At 69.8% G+C, this 17,978-nt stretch carries 17 protein-coding genes; 14 read left to right on the top strand and 3 right to left on the bottom strand.

All coding sequences use genetic code 11. The features are described from left to right. The first annotated feature begins 25 nt into the window (after positions 1-25). Positions 26-721: a demethylmenaquinone methyltransferase gene (locus ACFV9M_RS31845; RefSeq protein WP_385070059.1), complete on the top strand. Its 696-nt coding sequence runs from the start codon at positions 26-28 to the stop codon at positions 719-721. A gap of 21 nt (positions 722-742) precedes the next feature. Here the strand turns inward: ACFV9M_RS31845 and ACFV9M_RS31840 are convergent, their stop codons facing one another. Continuing rightward, a complete protein-coding gene (locus ACFV9M_RS31840) occupies positions 743-1,147 on the bottom strand; it encodes a PASTA domain-containing protein (RefSeq protein ID WP_385070056.1) in 405 nt (134 codons plus the stop codon). Positions 1,148-1,242: 95 nt separating this feature from the next. Next, complete coding sequence (locus ACFV9M_RS31835) at positions 1,243-1,767, bottom strand: GNAT family N-acetyltransferase (protein WP_385070053.1); 525 nt, start codon at positions 1,765-1,767, stop codon at positions 1,243-1,245. A gap of 98 nt (positions 1,768-1,865) precedes the next feature. Between ACFV9M_RS31835 and ACFV9M_RS31830 the strand changes: the two genes are divergently transcribed. Then, positions 1,866-3,161 (top strand): geranylgeranyl reductase family protein, encoded by a 1,296-nt coding sequence (locus ACFV9M_RS31830; protein ID WP_385070051.1) that lies wholly within the window; start codon positions 1,866-1,868, stop codon positions 3,159-3,161. Positions 3,162-3,262: 101 nt separating this feature from the next. Here ACFV9M_RS31830 and ACFV9M_RS31825 read toward each other — a convergent pair whose 3' ends face one another. Next, positions 3,263-4,105: a C40 family peptidase gene (locus ACFV9M_RS31825; RefSeq protein ID WP_385070050.1), complete on the bottom strand. Its 843-nt coding sequence runs from the start codon at positions 4,103-4,105 to the stop codon at positions 3,263-3,265. A gap of 713 nt (positions 4,106-4,818) precedes the next feature. Here ACFV9M_RS31825 and ACFV9M_RS31820 point away from each other — a divergent pair. The 12 genes from ACFV9M_RS31820 (at position 4,819) to nuoL (ending at position 17,973) form a co-directional block, all read left to right on the top strand. Next, on the top strand, positions 4,819-5,178 hold the full coding sequence (locus ACFV9M_RS31820) for an NADH-quinone oxidoreductase subunit A (protein WP_030494815.1): 360 nt from the start codon (positions 4,819-4,821) through the stop codon (positions 5,176-5,178). 13 nt (positions 5,179-5,191) lie between these two features. After that, positions 5,192-5,746, top strand: coding sequence for an NADH-quinone oxidoreductase subunit B family protein (locus tag ACFV9M_RS31815; RefSeq protein ID WP_055635348.1), 555 nt, complete (start codon positions 5,192-5,194; stop codon positions 5,744-5,746). A 278-nt stretch (positions 5,747-6,024) separates the two neighbouring features. Beyond that, the gene (locus ACFV9M_RS31810; protein WP_385070172.1) at positions 6,025-6,759 is read left to right on the top strand and encodes an NADH-quinone oxidoreductase subunit C; all 735 of its coding nucleotides are present in this window, start codon (positions 6,025-6,027) and stop codon (positions 6,757-6,759) included. After that, the gene (locus tag ACFV9M_RS31805) at positions 6,756-8,078 is read left to right on the top strand and encodes an NADH-quinone oxidoreductase subunit D (RefSeq protein WP_385070048.1); all 1,323 of its coding nucleotides are present in this window, start codon (positions 6,756-6,758) and stop codon (positions 8,076-8,078) included. The genes ACFV9M_RS31810 and ACFV9M_RS31805 overlap by 4 nt, the downstream gene beginning before the upstream one ends. Beyond that, a complete protein-coding gene (gene nuoE, locus ACFV9M_RS31800) occupies positions 8,075-8,962 on the top strand; it encodes an NADH-quinone oxidoreductase subunit NuoE (RefSeq protein ID WP_385070045.1) in 888 nt (295 codons plus the stop codon). Before ACFV9M_RS31805 ends, nuoE begins: the two co-directional genes overlap by 4 nt. After that, complete coding sequence (nuoF, locus tag ACFV9M_RS31795) at positions 8,959-10,308, top strand: NADH-quinone oxidoreductase subunit NuoF (protein ID WP_385070043.1); 1,350 nt, start codon at positions 8,959-8,961, stop codon at positions 10,306-10,308. The genes nuoE and nuoF overlap by 4 nt, the downstream gene beginning before the upstream one ends. Continuing rightward, entirely contained in the window at positions 10,305-12,806 is a 2,502-nt protein-coding gene (locus ACFV9M_RS31790) for an NADH-quinone oxidoreductase subunit G (RefSeq protein WP_385070040.1), read from the top strand. Before nuoF ends, ACFV9M_RS31790 begins: the two co-directional genes overlap by 4 nt. Then, complete coding sequence (nuoH, locus tag ACFV9M_RS31785; protein ID WP_385070038.1) at positions 12,803-14,164, top strand: NADH-quinone oxidoreductase subunit NuoH; 1,362 nt, start codon at positions 12,803-12,805, stop codon at positions 14,162-14,164. The genes ACFV9M_RS31790 and nuoH overlap by 4 nt, the downstream gene beginning before the upstream one ends. Continuing rightward, on the top strand, positions 14,157-14,798 hold the full coding sequence (gene nuoI / locus ACFV9M_RS31780) for an NADH-quinone oxidoreductase subunit NuoI (protein WP_385070036.1): 642 nt from the start codon (positions 14,157-14,159) through the stop codon (positions 14,796-14,798). The genes nuoH and nuoI overlap by 8 nt, the downstream gene beginning before the upstream one ends. Next, on the top strand, positions 14,795-15,673 hold the full coding sequence (locus ACFV9M_RS31775) for an NADH-quinone oxidoreductase subunit J (protein ID WP_385070034.1): 879 nt from the start codon (positions 14,795-14,797) through the stop codon (positions 15,671-15,673). The genes nuoI and ACFV9M_RS31775 overlap by 4 nt, the downstream gene beginning before the upstream one ends. Continuing rightward, positions 15,670-15,969 (top strand): NADH-quinone oxidoreductase subunit NuoK, encoded by a 300-nt coding sequence (gene nuoK / locus ACFV9M_RS31770; protein ID WP_003998919.1) that lies wholly within the window; start codon positions 15,670-15,672, stop codon positions 15,967-15,969. The genes ACFV9M_RS31775 and nuoK overlap by 4 nt, the downstream gene beginning before the upstream one ends. A gap of 15 nt (positions 15,970-15,984) precedes the next feature. After that, positions 15,985-17,973 (top strand): NADH-quinone oxidoreductase subunit L, encoded by a 1,989-nt coding sequence (nuoL, locus tag ACFV9M_RS31765; RefSeq protein ID WP_385070031.1) that lies wholly within the window; start codon positions 15,985-15,987, stop codon positions 17,971-17,973. Positions 17,974-17,978 lie beyond the last annotated feature (5 nt).

The following is a 17,978-nucleotide window of genomic DNA, read 5'->3' as shown; positions in this document are numbered from 1 at the left end:
CCGGCCGGGCTGCAAGAATGGCGGGGTGACCCGCGCTTCCCTGAACAAGCAGCCGCACGAAGTCGCCTCGATGTTCGACGACGTGGCGGAACGGTACGACCTGACGAACGACGTCCTCTCGCTCGGTCAGGACAGGAGGTGGCGCAAGGAGGTCGCCCGGGCGGTCGACGCCCGTCCCGCGCAGAAGGTCCTGGACCTGGCGGCCGGGACGGCCACCTCCTCGCTGCCGTTCGCCCGGACCGGCGCCTACGTCGTCCCCTGCGACTTCTCCCTCGGCATGCTCCAGGTCGGCAAGAAGAAGCACGCCTGGCTGCCGTTCACCGCGGGCGACGCGACGCGGCTGCCGTTCAAGGACGACACCTTCGACGCCGTCACGATCTCCTTCGGGCTGCGCAACGTGCAGGACTTCGACTCCGCCCTGCGCGAGATGCACCGGGTGACGCGGCCGGGCGGACGGGTCGTGATCTGCGAGTTCTCGCACCCGACCTGGGCGCCCTTCCGCACCGTCTACACCGAGTACCTGATGCGCGCCCTGCCGCCGGTGGCGCGCGCGGTGTCGTCGAACCCCGACGCGTACGTCTACCTCGCCGAGTCCATCCGCGCCTGGCCCGACCAGCCCGCCCTGGCCGAACACCTGCGCAAGGCCGGCTGGTCGAAGGTCGCCTGGCGCAACCTGACCGGCGGCGTGGTGACCCTGCACCGGGGCTTCAAGGCGAGCTGACCCCCGGGTCCGCGGCGGCGCCTACCCGATGACCGGCTCGAAAGCGTCTCCCGGCCGGTCCAGAGCGTCCTGCGGCCGGTCCAGAGTGCCTCCCGGCCGGTCCCGAGCGTCTCCCGGCCGGTCCAGTTCGCGCTCCAGCCCGCCCCCGCCCGGTCTCGGCAGACGGGGCTCGCGGACGCCCGCGCCCCCACCGCCCTCGCCGTCGGTGAAGTCGAACCACACCGTGACGACCGCGCCGCGCGGTACCTCGGCACCGGGCGGCGGGTACTGCCGTACGACGTGGTCGACGACGGTGCGGTGGAAGTCGGGCCGGTCCGGCGCGGCCAGCAGCACTCCTCGAGCCGTGGCCGTCTCGCGCGCGTCCACGGCCATCAGGCCGACGAGTCTCGGCACGCGCACTTCGGGCGTTTTGGGCCGTATGAGCACAGATGTCACCCCCAGTGGTACGGGAAGAGTAGCCGTACGGCGGCGCCATCCGGAAGGGTTCGGTGTCTATCCGTAGTAATTTCCGCGCCTGTTGACTACACAGAGTAGCCATCGGGGAGGTCGAGCCGGTAGCAGTGCCCCTCCCGCCCGGCTCCCGGCGTCGTGAAGACCTCCGCCAGCCGCATGCCGAGCCGCCGGGTGACCGCGATCGAACGGGCGTTGCGCGCGTCGACCATGGCCACCACACCCGGCACCCCGGCCGCCCGCACCCGCTCCAGCGTCATCCGCGCGGCGGCGGTGACATACCCCTGGCCCCAGTGGTCCCGGCCCAGCCGCCAGCCGATCTCGATCTCCCCCGTGGGCCCCCACTCCCGCTCCCAGGGCTGGGCGCCGGTGAAGCCGACGACCTCACCCGATACGTCGAGCACGGTCCACAGGCAGAAACCGCGCTCGGCGTCGTGCCGGCGCTGGCGGGCGGTGAGCTCCTCGTAGACGGACAGCCCCGCGGGACTGCCGCCGTGGAACTCCATGACGTCCGGGTGGGCGAAGGCCCGGTGCCAGGCCACCGCGTCCTCGTCCGTGGGGACGCGCAGCCGTACGACGGGGAGAACTCGGTTCACGGAGGCAGCCCTTCAGCCGGGTGATCAGTACCGCTGAATAGACTGCCCATGTCCTGTGCCGGCCGGCACACAGATGTCGAACTTGGGGAGATCCCGCCGTGACCGTCGAGACCGAGCCCCTCTCCGGAAACGCCGCCGATGTGATCGTCGTCGGGGCGGGCCCGGCCGGATCCACGACCGCCTACCACCTCGCCAAGGCCGGACTCGACGTCCTTCTGCTGGAGAAGACCGAGTTCCCGCGCGAGAAGGTGTGCGGCGACGGTCTCACCCCGCGCGCCGTCAAGCAGCTCGTGGCCATGGGCATCGACATCTCCGAGGAGGCCGGCTGGCTGCGCAACAAGGGCCTGCGCATCATCGGCGGCGGGGTCCGCCTCCAGCTGGACTGGCCGGATCTCGCCTCCTTCCCCGACTACGGCCTCGTCCGCAAGCGCGACGACTTCGACGAACAGCTGGCGCGCCAGGCGCAGAAGGCGGGCGCGCGGCTGTACGAGCGCTGCAACGTCGGCGCCCCGATCGTCGACGACCGCACCGGCCGGATCACCGGCGTGCGCGCCAAGCTGGGCGAGGAGAAGCGCGAAGTCACCTTCCACGCCCCGCTGGTCGTCGCCGCCGACGGCAACTCCACCCGGCTGTCCCTGGCCATGGGCCTGCACCGCCGGGAGGACCGGCCGATGGGCGTCGCGGTCCGCACCTACTTCACCTCCCCGCGCCACGAGGACGACTACCTGGAGTCCTGGCTGGAGCTGTGGGACCGGCGGGGCCCGGGCGAGGACCGGCTCCTGCCGGGCTACGGCTGGATCTTCGGCATGGGCGACGGCACCTCCAACGTCGGCCTGGGCGTCCTCAACACCTCCGACTCCTTCAAGGAACTGGACTGGCGCGAGGTCCTCAAGGCCTGGTGCGCCTCCATGCCCGAGGACTGGGGCTACACCCCGGAGAACATGACCTGCCCCATCCGCGGCGCCGCCCTGCCCATGGCCTTCAACCGCCAGCCCCACTACACCAAGGGCCTGCTCCTCGTCGGCGACGCCGGCGGCCTGGTGAACCCCTTCAACGGCGAGGGCATCGCCTACGCCATGGAGTCCGGCCAGATCGCCGCGGACGTCATCGTCCAGGCGCACGCCCGCGCCACCCCCGGCCAGCGCGAACTCGCCCTCCAGCGCTATCCGCGGATCCTCAAGGACACCTACGGCGGCTACTACACGCTGGGCCGCGCCTTCGTGAAGCTCATCGGCAACCCGAAGGTCATGAAGATCGCCACCCAGCGCGGCCTGACCCACCCCCTGCTGATGAAGTTCACCCTGAAGATGCTGGCGAACCTGACCGACCCGACGGGCGGCGACGCGATGGACCGCATCATCAACGGCCTGAGCAAGGTGGCGCCCAAGGCGTGACCGGCGGGGGCGAGACCCCCGCGGTCCCGTGGGAAGCCCGAAGGGCCGCTGCCCCCGAGCGGCAGCGGCCCTTCGTCCCGTGTGCCGGGCGCGGTGGCGTGTCAGAGCACGCGCACCGCACCGGACGCGGGGTAGCCGGAGAGATCCTGGATGACGACGCCCTTGGACGGGTTGGCCGCGTCCAGGTACTGGCCGTCGCCGATGTACACGCCCACGTGGTACGCGGAACCCTTGCCGCCCCAGTAGAGGATGTCACCGACCTGGAGGTCGGACAGGGAGACATCCGTGCCTGCCATCGACTGGTCCTGCGAGACGCGCGGCAGGTCGACGCCGACCTGGCGGAACGCGGCCTGCACGAGCGAGGAGCAGTCCCACGCGTTGGGCCCGGTGGCACCCATGACGTAGGCGTCGCCCACCTGCGCCCTGAGGAAGGCGATGACCGTCGCCACGCTGCCGCTGGACGGGGCGGAGGCGGTCGTGGAGGCGCTCGCGGAGGCGGTGGTGGTGGTCAGGGTGGTCCGCTCCGTGGAGCGGGAGACGGCGGCCTCGGCGGCGGCCTCGCGGGCCTCCTCGGCGGCCTTCTTCTTCGCCGCGGCCTTCTTGGCGGCGGCGAGGTCCTTCTTGGCCTCCGCGGCCGCCGCGGCGGCGGCCGCGTCACGCTCGGCCTCCAGCTGGTAGTTCGCCGCGGCCTGCTGCGTGGCCTCGGCGGACTGCGCGACCTGTGCGGCCAGGTCTCCCGTCAGTACGGGCAGTTCGAGCGTCTGCGTCACCGGCTCGGCGGCGTTGGCCGATCCTGACGCCGTGGCGACGGCCAGCGTGCCGAGAACACCACTGGCGACTCCGGCCCGCATCGCGATCGTGGACGCGCTGCGGCGGGGCTTCCGGTGGCTGCGTATGTGAGCGGTGTGGGACATGAGTACAACCGGTACCAGGGGCTCCTTCATACCTTCAAGAAACGTGTGCTGCGCCACAATTGTTCAATGGCCCCCCTGAATACCTGCTCGGCCACTCCTTATTGACGCCTTAACGGGCAATGCGGACGTGGGTGCCCAAGCCTGTGATCATTGGCTTTCGCTGTTACGCCCGAATTGCCCCGCGCCTACCACTGGTTACGACGGTTGGCCAAGCCCGGCTTTTGGGCGCCCCCTGCCGGTGTGGCGGAGGTCACGGAACGATCGCCGTTACGCCGACGTCCCGGGCGAACGGGCCGGCCGGCTCCGCTCGTGAACGCGTGCACACGTCCACACCCGGCTCCGCGACTCCTTCCGGCGTGTGAAACGCGTCCCCTATCAGGGACTGGCGCCCAACGCCAATTTGCATGCAAGGGAAGTTTCTTGATATTGAGACGCGCCCTGCCGCCTGCGGTGACGAGCGTAAATGTCACCTCTTGTGATCACTCCGACGCTTCTTGTACGAAGATCGCTGCCGATATGACTTCATGATCGATCGTCAGGTGGTGGAGATCACAAAGCTTGTGGAATACCCCGTGTCGCAGATCACAGAGCGGCAGGCATAAGATGCGAGGCAGTTGGGCTTGTGACCTGCTTCACATGTTCGCGATCTTCGCCGGGACGGGCGGGGCTCGTGAGCCGGGTGGGGCGCGAGTGAGCCCACGCCATCGCCAGCAGTCAGTGCCGACTGAGAGGAGCGAGGAGCGGTGAACGCGTATGCGCCCATCCTCGTACTGGGAGCCCTCGGGGCAGGCTTTGCGATCTTCTCCGTGGTCATGGCCACGTTGATCGGGCCGAAGCGGTACAACCGCGCGAAGCTCGAGGCCTACGAGTGCGGAATCGAGCCGACCCCCACGCCGGCCGGCGGCGGGCGCTTCCCCATCAAGTACTACCTGACGGCGATGCTCTTCATCGTCTTCGACATCGAGATCGTCTTCCTCTACCCCTGGGCCGTCACCTTCGACGCCCTGGGGCTTTTCGGGCTCGTGGAGATGCTGCTCTTCGTGCTCACCGTCTTCGTCGCCTACGCGTACGTGTGGCGGCGCGGCGGCCTGGAATGGGACTGAGGGGCCTTTAGTCATGGGACTCGAAGAAAAGCTGCCGAGCGGCTTCCTGCTGACCACCGTCGAGCAGGCCGCGGGCTGGGTGCGCAAGGCGTCCGTCTTCCCCGCCACGTTCGGCCTCGCCTGCTGTGCCATCGAGATGATGACCACCGGCGCCGGCCGCTACGACCTGGCGCGCTTCGGCATGGAGGTCTTCCGCGGTTCGCCGCGCCAGGCGGACCTGATGATCGTCGCGGGCCGGGTCAGCCAGAAGATGGCGCCGGTGCTCCGGCAGGTCTACGACCAGATGCCGAACCCCAAGTGGGTGATCTCCATGGGCGTGTGCGCGTCCTCGGGCGGCATGTTCAACAACTACGCGATCGTCCAGGGCGTCGACCACATCGTCCCCGTCGACATCTACCTCCCCGGCTGCCCGCCGCGCCCGGAGATGCTGATGGACGCGATCCTCAAGCTCCACCACAAGATCCAGAACTCCAAGCTGGGCGTGAACGCCGAGGAGGCGGCCCGCGAGGCGGAGGAGGCGGCGCTCAAGGCCCTGCCCACGATCGAGATGAAGGGGCTGCTGCGGTGAGCGACGCGAACGGCACCCACGGCGGGAAAGCGGCGAACGGGCCCGGCGGCTCGTCCGGCACCCCGGGCGGGTCCGGTACGCCGGGTCAATCCGGTGCGCCGGGTGGGTCCGGTGCGCCGGGTGGATCCGGCACGCCGGGCGGGCCGGAGAAGGTGAGCGGGCCGGAGAAGGCGAACGGGTCGCGTAAGGCCGACGGGCCGGAGAAGGTGAGCGGGCCGGAGAAGGCGAACGGGTCGCGTAAGGCCGACGGGCCGGAGAAGGCGAACGGGTCGCGCAAGGTGGACGGGGCGAACGGGGCGAATCCCGAGAAGGACCTCTCCGCCTCCAACCTCCCCGGCCAGCGTGGCGAGGGCGGCGAGGAGGTCCGCGTCCAGCGCGGCATGTTCGGCGCGAACAACGGCGGCGACACCTCCGGATACGGCGGCCTGGTCCGGTCGGTCCGCCTCCCGGGGCCGGCGAGCCGCCCCTACGGCGGCTGGTTCGACGAGGTCGCCGACGAGCTGGAGGGCGCGCTGGAGGAGCAGGGACTCCTCCCCGAGAACGCCATCGAGAAGACGGTCGTCGACCGCGGCGAACTGACCTTCCACATCGAACGCGAACACCTGCCGCGCCTCGCCCGCACCCTGCGCGACGACCCGGCCCTCCGCTTCGAGCTCTGCACCGGCGTCAGCGGCGTCCACTACCCGAACGACAAGGGCCGCGAGCTGCACGCCGTCTACCACCTGCGCTCGATCACCCACAACCGGCTGATCCGCCTCGAAGTCAGTGCCCCGGACGCCGACCGGCACATCCCGTCCCTCGTCCCGGTCTATCCGACCAACGACTGGCACGAGCGCGAGACCTACGACTTCTTCGGCATCGTCTTCGACGGTCACCCGGCCCTGACGCGGATCATGATGCCGGACGACTGGCAGGGACATCCGCAGCGCAAGGACTACCCCCTCGGCGGCATCCCCGTCGAGTACAAGGGCGCCCAGATCCCGGCTCCGGACCAGCGGAGGTCGTACTCGTGAGCACTTCGCACGCCTCCCCTCGGGAGACCACCGAGGGCACTGTCTACACCGTCACCGGTGGCGACTGGGACGAGGTCGTCCAGTCCGCGTCCCGCGCCGACGACGAACGGATCGTCGTCAACATGGGTCCTCAGCACCCCTCCACCCATGGGGTGCTCCGCCTCATCCTGGAGATCGAGGGCGAGACCGTCACCGAGGCCCGCTGCGGCATCGGCTACCTCCACACCGGCATCGAGAAGAACCTCGAGTTCCGCACGTGGACGCAGGGCACGACGTTCGTGACGCGCATGGACTACCTGACGTCCTTCTTCAACGAGACCGCCTACTGCCTCGCCGTCGAGAAGCTCCTCGGCATCGAGGACCAGATCACCGAGCGAGCGAAGATCATCCGGGTGCTCCTGATGGAGCTGAACCGGCTCTCCTCCCACCTGGTGTGCATCGCCACCGGCGGTATGGAACTCGGCGCCACCACGATCATGATCTACGGATTCCGTGATCGTGAACTGATCCTCGACATCTACGAGCTCATCACGGGCCTGCGGATGAACCACGCGTACATCCGCCCCGGCGGACTCGCCCAGGACCTGCCGCCCGGCGCGGTGGACCAGATCCGCGAGTTCGTGAAGAAGATGAAGAAGAACCTCCCGGAGTACGACAAGCTCGCCACCGGGAACCCCATCTTCAAGGCCCGCATGCAGGACATCGGCCACCTCGACCTGGCCGGCTGCATGGCCCTCGGCGCCACCGGCCCGATCCTGCGCTCCACCGGCCTGCCGCACGACCTGCGCAAGGCCCAGCCCTACTGCGACTACGAGACGTACGACTTCGACGTCCCGACCACGGACTCCTGCGACGCCTACGGCCGCTTCCTGATCCGGCTCGAGGAGATGCGCCAGTCCCTCGGGATCATCGAGCAGTGCCTGGACCGGCTGCAGCCCGGCCCGGTCATGGTCGGCGACAAGAAGATCGCCTGGCCGGCCCAGCTCGCCCTGGGCCCGGACGGCCTCGGCAACTCCCTCGACCACATCAGGAAGATCATGGGCACCTCCATGGAGGCCCTGATCCACCACTTCAAGCTGGTCACCGAGGGCTTCCGCGTCCCGCCGGGACAGGCGTACGCGGCCGTCGAGTCGCCCAAGGGCGAGCTCGGGGTGCACGTCGTGTCCGACGGCGGCACCCGCCCCTACCGGGTCCACTTCCGCGACCCGTCCTTCACCAACCTGCAGGCCATGGCGGCGATGTGCGAGGGCGGCCAGGTCGCCGACGTCATCGTCGCCGTCGCGTCCATCGACCCCGTGATGGGAGGCGTCGACCGGTGACCACCTCTTCTTCGGAGCGGGCCGTCAGCCTGGGCATGCCCGAGGTGCCCGCGCCCGCCTACCCGGACGACGTCCGGGCCCGGCTCGAACGGGACGCGCGCGAGGTCGTCGCCCGCTACCCCGACTCCCGCTCCGCGCTCCTGCCGTTGCTGCACCTCGTGCAGTCGGAGGAGGGACACGTCACGCGCACCGGGATGCTGTTCTGCGCGGACGTGCTCGGACTGACCACCGCCGAGGTCACCGCGGTCGCCACCTTCTACACCATGTACCGGCGCCGGCCGAGCGGTGACTACCAGGTCGGGGTCTGCACCAACACCCTCTGCGCGGTGATGGGCGGTGACGCGATCTTCGAGGAGCTCCAGGAGTACCTGGGCGTCGGCAACGGCGAGACCACCGACGACGGCAAGGTCACCCTGGAACACATCGAGTGCAACGCGGCCTGCGACTTCGCGCCGGTCGTGATGGTCAACTGGGAGTTCTTCGACAACCAGACCGTGGAGAGCGCGAAACGCCTGGTCGACGACCTGCGGGAGGGACGGACCGTCTCGCCCACGCGCGGGGCGCCGCTGTGCACCTTCAAGGAGACCGCCCGGATCCTGGCGGGCTTCCCCGACGAGCGTGACGGCGCCGTGGAGGCGAGCGGCAGCGCGGGACCGGCGTCGCTGGTGGGCCTTCGCCTGGCCAGGGGAGAGACCGCACCCGCGCGCGTGGTCCACCCGCGCGACGGGGGACCGCACGACGGCGGACCGCACGACGAACCGCGGGACGGGGCCGTGCACGAGCCCTCGCCGACGGCCCACCTCAGTTCGCACGACGCGCCGCAGGACACATCGGCCTCCGACCCGGCCCACCCGGCAGGGCCTACCGCCGAGGAGGGGGAGTGATGACCTTGGCACCCGAGCTGAAAGGCGGCAGCCCCGAGAAGCTGCTCGCACCCGTGCTGTCGGCCTTCTGGGACGAGGACCGGTCCTGGACTCTGGACGTCTACCGGAGGCACGAAGGGTACGAGGGGCTCCGCAAGGCGCTCGCCATGTCCCCGGACGACGTGATCGCGTACGTCAAGGACTCCGGTCTGCGCGGGCGCGGCGGCGCGGGATTCCCGACCGGAATGAAATGGCAGTTCATTCCGCAGGGTGATGGAAAACCGCACTATCTAGTTGTCAACGCCGACGAATCGGAGCCGGGAACCTGTAAGGACATCCCGCTCCTGTTCGCGAACCCGCACAGCCTCATCGAGGGCATCGTCATCGCGTGTCATGCCATCAGGTCGTCTCATGCCTTCATCTATCTGCGGGGTGAAGTCGTCCCAGTTTTGCGGCGGTTGCACGAGGCCGTGCGTGAGGCCTACGCGGCGGGCTACCTCGGCGAGAACATCCTGGGCAGCGGACTCGACCTCGAACTCACCGTGCACGCGGGCGCGGGCGCGTACATCTGCGGTGAGGAGACCGCGCTGCTGGACTCGCTCGAAGGCCGCCGTGGTCAACCGCGGCTCCGTCCCCCTTTCCCTGCTGTCGCGGGCCTCTACGCGTGCCCGACTGTGGTGAATAACGTCGAATCGATCGCGTCAGTTCCCGCGATTCTGAACAACGGCAAGGAATGGTTCAGGTCGATGGGCAGCGAGAAGTCCCCGGGCTTCACGCTGTACTCGCTCAGCGGCCATGTCGCCAGCCCCGGCCAGTACGAGGCCCCACTCGGCATCACCCTCCGTCAGCTCCTGGAGATGAGCGGCGGCATGCGACCGGGCCACCGCCTCAAGTTCTGGACGCCGGGCGGCTCCTCGACCCCGATGTTCACCGACGAGCACCTCGACGTCCCTCTCGACTACGAAGGAGTGGGCGCCGCGGGTTCCATGCTCGGCACGAAAGCCCTCCAGTGCTTCGACGAGACGACCTGCGTCGTCCGCGCCGTCACCCGCTGGACCGAGTTCTACGCCCACGAGTCGTGCGGCAAGTGCACGCCGTGCCGCGAGGGCACGTACTGGCTGGTGCAACTGCTGCGGGACATCGAGGCCGGCAAGGGCGTCATGTCCGACCTCGACAAGCTCAACGACATCGCCGACAACATCAACGGCAAGTCCTTCTGCGCCCTCGGCGACGGTGCCGCCTCGCCGATCTTCTCCTCGCTCACGTACTTCCGCGAGGAGTACGAGGAGCACATCACGGGCCGCGGCTGCCCGTTCGACCCGGCCAAGTCGACGGCCTGGGCCGACCGCACGGAGGTGAACGCATGACCGTGACCACCAGCGCTCCCGCGGGCGGGGGAGAGGCGGCGGTCCCGCCGGAGGACCTCGTCACGCTGACCATCGACGGCGCGGAGATCAGCGTGCCCAAGGGCACCCTGGTGATCCGGGCCGCCGAGCAGCTCGGCATCGAGATCCCGCGCTTTTGCGACCATCCCCTCCTCGACCCGGCCGGCGCCTGCCGCCAGTGCATCGTCGAGGTCGAGGGCCAGCGCAAGCCCATGGCGTCCTGCACGATCACGTGCACGGACGGAATGGTGGTGAAGACCCACCTCACCTCGCCGGTGGCCGAGAAGGCCCAGCACGGTGTGATGGAGCTGCTCCTCATCAACCACCCGCTGGACTGCCCGGTCTGCGACAAGGGCGGCGAGTGCCCCCTGCAGAACCAGGCCATGTCGCACGGCAACGCCGAGTCCCGCTTCGAGGGCAGGAAACGGACCTACGAGAAGCCCGTCCCCATCTCCACGCAGGTCCTGCTCGACCGCGAGCGGTGCGTGCTGTGCGCCCGCTGCACCCGCTTCTCCAACCAGGTCGCGGGCGACCCGATGATCGAGCTGATCGAGCGGGGCGCGCTCCAGCAGGTCGGCACCGGTGAGGGCGACCCGTTCGAGTCGTACTTCTCCGGCAACACCATCCAGATCTGCCCGGTCGGCGCGCTGACCTCGGCGGCGTACCGCTTCCGCTCCCGTCCCTTCGACCTCGTCTCCTCGCCGTCGGTCTGCGAGCACTGCTCCGGCGGCTGCGCCACCCGCACCGACCACCGGCGCGGCAAGGTCATGCGACGGCTCGCCGCCGACGACCCCGAGGTCAACGAGGAGTGGATCTGCGACAAGGGGCGGTTCGCGTTCCGGTACGCGCAAGCGCGGGACCGCCTCCAGACGCCGCTCGTGCGGGACGCCGAGGGCACCCTGGTACCGGCGTCCTGGCCGGAGGCGTTGCAGATCGCGGCCCAGGGGCTGCTCGCCTCGCGCGGCCGGACCGGTGTCCTGACCGGGGGCCGGCTCACCGTCGAGGACGCCTACGCGTACAGCAAGTTCGCGCGCGTGGCGCTCGACACCAACGACATCGACTTCCGCGCGCGCGTGCACAGCAGTGAGGAGGCCGACTTCCTGGCGGCCGGCGTGGCCGGACACGGCCGCGACCTCGACGGTACGGGTGTCACCTACGCCTCGCTGGAGAAGGCGCCCGCCGTCCTGCTGGTCGGGTTCGAGTCCGAGGAGGAGGCACCCGGCGTCTTCCTGCGGCTGCGCAAGGCCTGGCGCAAGCACGGGCAGCAGGTGTTCTCGCTGGCCACGCACGCCACCCGGGGCCTGGAGAAGGCGGGCGGCACGCTGCTGCCGGCCGCCCCGGGCACCGAGACCGAGTGGCTGGACGCGCTGGCCGGCGGCGTCGGCCTGGAGGACGCCGGCAGCCTGGCCGCCGAGGCGCTGCGCGCCGAGGGCGCGGTCATCGTCGTGGGCGAGCGGCTGGCCGCCGTGGCCGGCGGGCTCACCGCCGCCGTACGGGCCGCGAACGCTACCGGCGCCGCGCTGGCGTGGATTCCGCGCCGGGCCGGGGAGCGGGGCGCGATCGAGGCCGGCGCGCTGCCGTCGCTGCTGCCGGGCGGACGCCCGGCCATCGACCCGCGCGCGCGGGACGAGGTCGCGGCCGCCTGGGGTGTTGCCGTGCTCCCGCACCGCTACGGCCGTGACACCGGGCAGATGATCGAGGCCGCGGTGTCGGGTGAGCTGCAGGCGCTGCTCGTCGCCGGCGTGGAGGTCGCCGACCTGCCCGACCCGGCACGCGCGCGTGAGGCGCTCGACGAGGTCGGCTTCGTGGTCTCGCTGGAACTGCGGCCCGGAGAGATCACCGAGCGCGCCGACGTCGTTCTGCCCGTGGCCGCGGTCGCCGAGAAGACGGGCGCCTTCCTCAACTGGGAGGGCCGGGTGCGTTTCTTCGAGGCCGCGCTCAAGCCCGACCAGATGATCCGCCGCCCGGCGCAGTCCGACGCGCGGGTGCTGCAGATGCTGGCCGACGCCATGGACGTCCACCTGGGCCTGCCGGACCTGCGGACCGCCCGCGCGGAGCTGGACCGGCTCGGCGCCTGGGACGGGCCGCGGGCCGTCGAACCGGCGGAGAGCGCCGGCGTCCTGCCGCGGCCCGCCGCCGGTGAGGCCGTGCTCGCTGGGCACCGGCTGCTGCTCGACCAGGGGCTCCTCCAGCAGGGCGACGAGGCGCTCGCCGGGACGCGGCACGCCGCCCACGCGCGCGTGTCGGCCGCCACGGCCGCCGAAGCCGGTGTCGACGACGGCGGCGTACTCGCGGTGACCGGTACCGCCGGCACGGTCGAACTGCCCGTGCGGATCACCGAGATGCCCGACCGCGTGGTGTGGCTCCCGCTGAACTCCGTGGGCGGGGGCGTCGCCTCCGACACCGGGGCCCGGCCCGGTTCCCTCGTCCGCATCGGCCCGGCGACGGCTGCCGCAGCCCCCCAGGAGGTGGAGGCATGAGCCCGTACCTCGCCGTCGAAGACCTCTCGATGTTCGGCCGCGACCCGTGGTGGCTGGTCGTGGTCAAGGCGGTCTTCTGCTTCGCCTTCCTGATGGTGACCGTGCTGTTCTCCATCGTCTGGGAGCGCAAGGTCGTCGCCTGGATGCAGCTGCGCATCGGCCCCAACCGGCACGGGCCCTGGGGCATGCTCCAGTCGCTCGCCGACGGCATCAAGCTGATGCTGAAGGAGGACCTCGTCGTCAAGCGCGCCGACAAGGTGGTGTACGTCCTCGCGCCGATCATCGCGGCCATCCCGGCCTTCATGGCGATCGCGGTGATCCCCTTCGGCCCGGCCGGCAACGAGGTCTCGATCTTCGGCCAGCGCACCACGATGCAGCTCACGGACCTGCCGATCGCGATGCTCTACATCCTCGCGGTCGCCTCGGTCGGCATCTACGGCATCGTCCTAGCCGGCTGGAGCTCCGGCTCCACCTACCCGCTCCTGGGCGGGCTGCGCTCCTGCGCGCAGATGATCTCCTACGAGATCGCGATGGGCGCCGCCTTCGCCTCGGTGTTCCTCTACTCCGGCTCCATGTCGACGTCGACGATCGTCGAGCAGCAGCAGGACCGCTGGTACATCCTGTTGCTGCCGGTCTCCTTCATCCTCTACATCGTCACGATGGTCGGCGAGACCAACCGCGCCCCCTTCGACATGCCGGAGTCCGAGGGCGACCTGGTCGGCGGCTTCAACACCGAGTACTCGTCGATCAAGTTCGCGATGTTCATGCTCGCCGAGTACGTGAACATGGTGACGGTCTCGGCCGTGTCGGTGACGCTCTTCCTCGGCGGCTGGCGGGCCCCCTGGCCGGTCAGCACCTTCTGGGAGGGCGCGAACCACGGCTGGTGGCCGATGCTCTGGTTCACCGTCAAGGTCCAGCTGCTGCTGTTCTTCTTCATCTGGCTGCGCGGCACGCTCCCCCGCGTCCGCTACGACCAGCTGATGAAGCTCGGCTGGAAGGTCCTCATCCCGGTCTCGGTGACGTGGCTGATGCTCGTCGCGACCGTGCGGACGCTGCGCAACGAGAACTACGACTTCGCCGACATCGCCCTCTACGTCGGCGGCGCCGTCCTGGTCCTGCTGCTGCTCTCCTTCGTCGCCGACATGTTCCGCGACCGCGGCAGGCAGGCCGAGGCACCCGCCGAGCCGGCCGGCTTCGACCCGATGGCGGGCGGGTTCCCCGTACCGCCGCTGCCCGGACAGGAGCTGCCGCCGGTGCCGAGGCGCCGCCCGCGACGCCAGCGGGAGCTGATTGTCAGTGGTGGGACCGATACTCACAGTGACGGAACTCTGGATGGAAAGGAGGCGTCCGATGGCTGAGGAGCCCGAGGAGACCAAGCCCGGTTTCCAGAACCCGGTGGCCGGCTTCGGCGTGACCTTCAAGGCCATGTTCAAGAAGCGGCTGACCGAGCAGTACCCGGAGCAGAAGAAGACCACGGCTCCGCGGTTCCACGGACGGCACCAGCTCAACCGCCATCCGGACGGCCTGGAGAAGTGCGTCGGCTGCGAGCTGTGCGCCTGGGCCTGCCCAGCCGACGCCATCTACGTCGAGGGCGCGGACAACACCGAGGAGGAGCGCTACTCCCCGGGCGAGCGGTACGGCCGCGTCTACCAGATCAACTACGCCCGCTGCATCCTGTGCGGCCTGTGCATCGAGGCGTGCCCCACGCGCGCGCTCACGATGACCAACGAGTTCGAGCTCGCCGACTCCAGCCGCGCCAACCTCATCTACACCAAGGAGCAGTTGCTGGCCGGCCTCGAGGACGGCATGGTCGATTCGCCGCACGCCATCTACCCCGGGACGGACGAGCAGGACTACTACCGGGGCCTGGTGACGGAGGCCGCGCCCGGCACCGAGCGGCAGGTCGCCGTCTCCAAGGGCGAGGTGCCGCAGGAGGCCGCCTCGACCTTCGGTGAGGGCGAGCCCACCACGGGGGAGGTGATCGGCCGATGAGCGCGCAGCTCGCCGTCCACTCCTCCGCCCAGCTCGCCGCCTACTCCACCTCCACCGGCGAGGCCTTCCAGTTCTGGGTGCTCGGCACCGTCGCGGTGATCGGCGCCCTGTGCACCGTCTTCATGAAGAGGGCCGTGCACAGCGCGCTCTGCCTCGCCACAACGATGATCATCCTTGCGGTGTTCTACCTCGCCAACGGTGCCTACTTCCTGGGCATCGTGCAGATCGTCGTCTACACCGGCGCGATCATGATGCTGTTCCTGTTCGTGGTGATGCTCGTCGGCGTTACCGCGGCGGACTCCCTGAAGGAGACCATCAAGGGCCAGCGCTGGCTGGCCCTCCTGTGCGGCCTCGGCTTCGGTGTCCTGCTGGTCGCGGGTATCGCCAACGCCTCCCTGACCGAGTTCGACGGCCTCGCGCAGGCCAACGCCGGTGGCAACGTGGAGGGACTGGCGGCCCTCATCTTCACCAAGTACGTCTTCGCCTTCGAGATCACCGGCGCCCTGCTCATCACGGCCGCCGTCGGCGCCATGGTGCTCACCCACCGCGAGCGGACCGAGCGGGCCAGGACCCAGCGCGAGCTGGCCGAACAGCGGGTGCGCGAGGGCAAGCACGTTCCGCCGCTGCCGGCACCGGGCGTGTACGCGCGGCACAACGCCGTCGACATCGCGGGCCTGCTGCCCGACGGCACCCCGTCGGAGCTCACGGTCAGCCGGACGCTCCGCGAGCGCGGCCAGATCCGTGACGTGTCCGCCGAGGCGCTGAGCGACCTCAAGGCGCTGGAGCACCGCGCGGAGGAACGCCTGGAGCGGTCCGCGATCGAGCCGCCGCACACCGGGCGGAACTCCCGTCGCACCGAGGAGGCGTCCCAGTGAACCCGGTCAACTACCTGTATCTGGCGGCCCTGCTGTTCACGATCGGCGCGACCGGTGTGCTGATCAGGCGCAACGCGATCGTCGTGTTCATGTGCATCGAGCTGATGCTCAACGCCTGCAACCTCACGCTCGTCGCCTTCTCCCGGATGCACGGCAATCTCGACGGCCAGATCATCGCCTTCTTCACGATGGTCGTCGCCGCCGCGGAGGTCGTGGTCGGACTCGCGATCATCGTGTCGCTGTTCCGTTCCCGCCACTCGGCCTCGGTCGACGACGCCAGCCTGATGAAGCTGTAAGGGGTCGGAAGAATCGTGGAGAACCTGATTGCGCTGCTGATCGCGGCGCCCCTGCTCGGAGCGGCCGTCCTGCTGGTCGGCGGCCGCCGGCTCGATGCCGTCGGCCACTGGATCGGCACCCTGCTCGCGGCCGGCTCCTTCGTGATCGGCCTCGTCCTCTTCGCCGGTCTGCTCGGCAGGGACGCCGACGACCGGACGCTGACGCAGTACCTGTTCAGCTGGATCCCGGTCGAGGGCTTCCAGGCGGACGTCGCCTTCCGCCTCGACCAGTTGTCGATGACGTTCGTGCTGCTGATCACGGGCGTCGGCTCGCTGATCCACCTGTACTCGGTCGGGTACATGGCGCACGACGAGCGGCGCCGCCGCTTCTTCGGCTATCTCAACCTGTTCCTCGCGGCGATGCTGCTGCTCGTCCTCGCCGACAACTACCTGCTGCTGTACGTCGGCTGGGAGGGTGTCGGTCTCGCCTCCTACCTGCTCATCGGCTTCTGGCAGCACAAGCCCAGCGCCGCCACCGCCGCGAAGAAGGCCTTCCTGGTCAACCGCGTCGGCGACATGGGACTGTCGATCGCCATCATGCTGATGTTCACCACCTTCGGCACCTTCGCCTTCGGCCCGCTGCTCGGCACGCACGAGGAGGCGGGGCTCGCCGGTGACGCGTCCGAGGGCCGGCTCACCGCCATCGCCCTGATGCTGCTGCTCGCGGCCTGCGGCAAGTCCGCCCAGGTGCCGCTGCAGTCCTGGCTCGGGGATGCGATGGAGGGCCCGACCCCGGTCTCGGCCCTCATCCACGCGGCGACGATGGTGACCGCGGGCGTCTACCTGATCGTCCGTTCCGCGGCGATCTTCAACCTGGCGCCCGACGCGCAGCTCGTCGTCACGATCGTCGGCGCGGTCACGCTGCTGTTCGGTGCGATCGTCGGTTGCGCGAAGGACGACATCAAGAAGGCGCTGGCCGGCTCGACCATGTCGCAGATCGGCTACATGGTGCTGGCCGCGGGCCTCGGCCCCATCGGCTACGTCTTCGCGATCATGCACCTGGTCACGCACGGCTTCTTCAAGGCCGGCCTGTTCCTCGGCGCCGGCTCGGTGATGCACGGCATGAACGACGAGGTCGACATGCGCAGGTACGGCGGCCTGAGGAAGTACATGCCGGTCACCTTCATCACCTTCGGCCTCGGCTACCTCGCCATCATCGGCTTCCCGGGCCTGTCCGGCTTCTTCTCCAAGGACAAGATCATCGAGGCGGCGTTCGCCAAGGGCGGCACCGAGGGCTGGATCCTCGGCGGCTGCGCGCTGCTGGGCGCGGCCATCACCGCGTACTACATGACGCGCGTGATGCTGATGACGTTCTTCGGTGAGGAGCGCTGGAGGAACCGGCCCACGCGCTCGCCCGAAGCGCCGAGCGCGGAGCCCGCGGCCGCGCACCACGGCGAGACCGCTTCCGGTCACGCTGCCGCGACGGCCGAACCGCACCCGCACGAGTCGCCCAAGATCATGACCGTCCCGATGATCCTGCTGGCCGTCGGATCGGTCTTCGCCGGAGCCTTCTTCGGCATCGGCGAGCGCTTCGTGCACTGGCTCGAGCCCGTCACCGGGTTCGAACACGGCCACCCGCCGGTCAGCGCCCTCACGATCACCCTGTCCACGGTGGCGGTGATGGTGATCGGGGTGGCCGTCGCCTACGGGCAGTACGGGCGCCGCCCGGTCCCCGCGGTCGCCCCGCGCGGATCGCTCCTCACCCGGGCCGCCCGGCGCGACCTGCTCCAGGACGACTTCAACCACGTCGTCCTGGTCCGCGGCGGCGAGCACCTCACGCGGTCCCTGGTCTACGTCGACCACACCCTGGTGGACGGCGTCGTCAACGGCACGGCGGCCTCGGTCGGCGGCCTCTCCGGACGCCTGCGCAAGCTGCAGAACGGCTTCGCGCGGTCGTACGCGGTCTCGATGTTCGGCGGTGCGGCGGTCCTCATCGCCGCGACCCTGCTGATGAGGGCGGTCTGATACCG

Source organism: Streptomyces sp. NPDC059895 (assembly GCF_042731035.1).
Taxonomy (GTDB): Bacteria; Actinomycetota; Actinomycetes; order Streptomycetales; family Streptomycetaceae; genus Streptomyces.
The sequence above is the reverse complement of the archived record's forward strand: the minus strand, read 5'-3'. Positions and strand labels throughout refer to the sequence as shown.